Consider the following 2,762-nt stretch of genomic DNA (forward strand, 5'->3'; position numbering starts at 1 on the left):
GAGTGGATCGAGCGCGCGTCGCAACATCGGCTGAAGACGGGAGTCAAACATGCGTCACCCTCTTAACCAGTCGAACAAGCGGGCCGACCAGACCAGAGCCCGGGCGGGCGCATGCGCGCGTCGCCACTGCCCGGCGGTCGCCTTGGCCGCGTCGCCCCAGCCGGGATAGGGATGGATCGTGTTGAGGATCGCCTTGAGCCCGAGCCCGTGGCGCATCGCCAAGGTGAATTCGCCCAGCATGTCGCCGGCGCGGGCGCTGACGATGGTGACGCCGAGAATGCGGTCCTTGCTCGGCGCGGTCAGGACTTTGACGAAGCCGCGATCGGCGCCGTCGGCGATGGCGCGATCGAGTTCGCTTAGCTCGTAGCGGGTCGCCTCAAAGGCGATCCCCTTTTCGCGCGCCTCTTGCTCGCTGAGTCCGACCCGCGCGATTTCGGGATCGGTATAGATCGCCATCGGGAAGGCCGGCAGGACCGACTTGGCTGGCTTCAGCGGCGCGAGGAGCGCATTCATCGCCGCGACCACCCCGTATTGGGCCGCGGCGTGGGTAAACTGCAATTGGCCAGTCACGTCGCCAGCGGCGAAGATCGTCGGCAGGCGCGTGCGCAACCGATTGTCGACGATCAGGCGCCCGCCCTCGGGCAACCCCAATTCTTCCAAGCCGAAGCCGCGGGTGCGCGGTCGTCGACCAACGGCGACGACGACCTTGTCGAAGGCGATCTGGCGACCGTCGGCGATCTGCGCGGCGAAGTCGGCCTCGGTCTTCAGGAAAGCGGAGACGGCGACGCCTTCGACGACCTTCACGCCGTCGGCTTCAAGCAGCGCCCGCGCCGCGGCGCTGACGTCACGGTCCTCGCGCGCCAGAATCCGCTCGGCGCCCTCAACCAAGGCTGTCGCGCTGCCGAGGCGCGCGAACGCCTGGGCGAGTTCGCAGCCTATCGCGCCGCCGCCGACGATCAGCAGCCGCGCCGGCTGTTCGGTCAGGCCCCACAGGGTCTCCGAGGTCAGCGGCGCAACGTCGCTCAATCCGGGGATCGGCGGAATGACCGGCTCGGCGCCGGTAGCGATGACGATGCGGCGGCCGGTCAGCCGGCGGCCGGCGACTTCGACCGTCCAGGGGTCGACCACGCGCGCCTGACCGGAGATCACGTCGGCGCCGAGGCCGCGATAGCGCTCTGCGGAATCGTGCGGGGCAACCTTCGCCACGACGCTGCGCAAGCGCGCCATAACGGCGGGAAAGTCCGGCTTGAGGTCGCCGACCAGCCCGAGTTCGGCGGCTTTGTGCCCCTCCGCCGCCAGCTTGGCCGAACGAATGAGCGCCTTCGAGGGCACGCAGCCGGTATTCAGGCAGTCGCCGCCCATTTCGCCGCGCTCGATCAGCGCGACGCGCGCGCGGGCCGCCGCAGCGACGTAAGCCGTCACCAATCCCGCCGAACCGGCGCCGATGACGATCAGGTTGTAGTCGAACTTGCGCGGGCCGGGCCAAGGCTTCAGCCGGGCCCGCGCTTCGCGCCAACCGCCGAGCCCTGCGAACGCGAAGGGCGCCGCCGCCAAAGCGAACAAGACGATGACGATCCGTCCGCTCAATATGTCGGTCGGATGAGCAATCGTCGCGAACTGCTCGCCGGCGAGCACATAGAGGACGACGATCGGCATCGCGCCGATAAGCGTCACCAGCGCGAAAGTGGGTGTCCGCATCCGGGTCAGGCCGATCGCCAGATTGATCGCGAAGAACGGGATGACGGGTGTCAGCCTCGCGGCGAGAAGGTAGCCGACCCCGTCGCGCGCCAGGCCGCGATTGACGCGAGCGACGAAATCGGGGAAGCGGCGCTCGACGGAACTGCGAAACAGATAGCGCGCCGCCAGCATGGCGACCGTCGCTCCGGCCGTGCTGGAGAGCGACACCAGGGGCACGCCCAGCCACGGCCCAAACAGCGCGCCGCCGGCGACGCTCAATGTCCAGGCGCCCGGCAGCGACAGCGCGGCGAAGGCGACGTAGAGAAGACCAAAGAAGAGCGCGGCGACCAGGAGATGCGCGGCGACCCAATCGCGCGACGCCAGCAGCCACGCTGCCGCCTGAGGCGTGTCGGCGCCCAGGGCGAACCAAGCGGCGAACGCGACCGCCATCACTATGAGGGCGACCAGCCAAGCGCGCCGGCCTTGGAAACGCGGCGAATGTCGGGACGCCGTAATTTCTCGATTTTCCATCTTGCCGACGCTATTCGAGCGACCTAGGGCGGCGGAGCTGAGCATGCCGTTCTTGATGACCGCCGGCTTCTCGCCCAAAGCGCTCGCCATCTCCAAATCAGCCTGTTATCTAAATTCACCAGCCAGAGGCATTTGCAGACCGTCTTCATGACGTAAGAGGACCCAAAGCGGCAAATGGGTTCGCGGATACGGAAAGAATCTTCGAATTTTGCGCGGACTCGCGTCAGGCGCCCGCCGCAAGTTGGAAGTCGACGCCGAACCTGACGGCCAAGCGCTACGTAACAGCGCGGAGCGCTTCGACGAATGGATCGTTGAGGCGCCGCGCTTGCAAAACCACGGTAGCGGATGGCAGCGACCAACAAGGAGCAGCAAATCGTGACCCCCATGCTGGCTGGAACGGGTCGAGCGCTAGGGCGCTGGCTCAGCGCGACCCGCTCGCTCGCCAGCGTCAATCCTCCCACTTCGGCCAAGGCGCTCGCCGAAACTTTGCGGCCCGGTGACGTGCTGCTCGTAGAGGGCGCTTCCCGCGTCAGCGTTGCGATCAAGTACCTGAC

At 67.4% G+C, this 2,762-nt stretch carries 1 protein-coding gene; it reads right to left on the reverse strand.

Annotated elements, in window-relative coordinates:
* Window positions 1-54 precede the first annotated feature (54 nt).
* Window positions 55-2,298: an FAD-dependent oxidoreductase gene (locus ACLP25_RS09630; RefSeq protein ID WP_442468980.1), complete on the reverse strand. Its 2,244-nt coding sequence runs from the start codon at window positions 2,296-2,298 to the stop codon at window positions 55-57.
* Window positions 2,299-2,762 lie beyond the last annotated feature (464 nt).

The organism is Roseiarcus sp. (genome assembly GCF_052145395.1).
Taxonomy (GTDB): domain Bacteria; phylum Pseudomonadota; class Alphaproteobacteria; order Rhizobiales; family Beijerinckiaceae; genus Roseiarcus.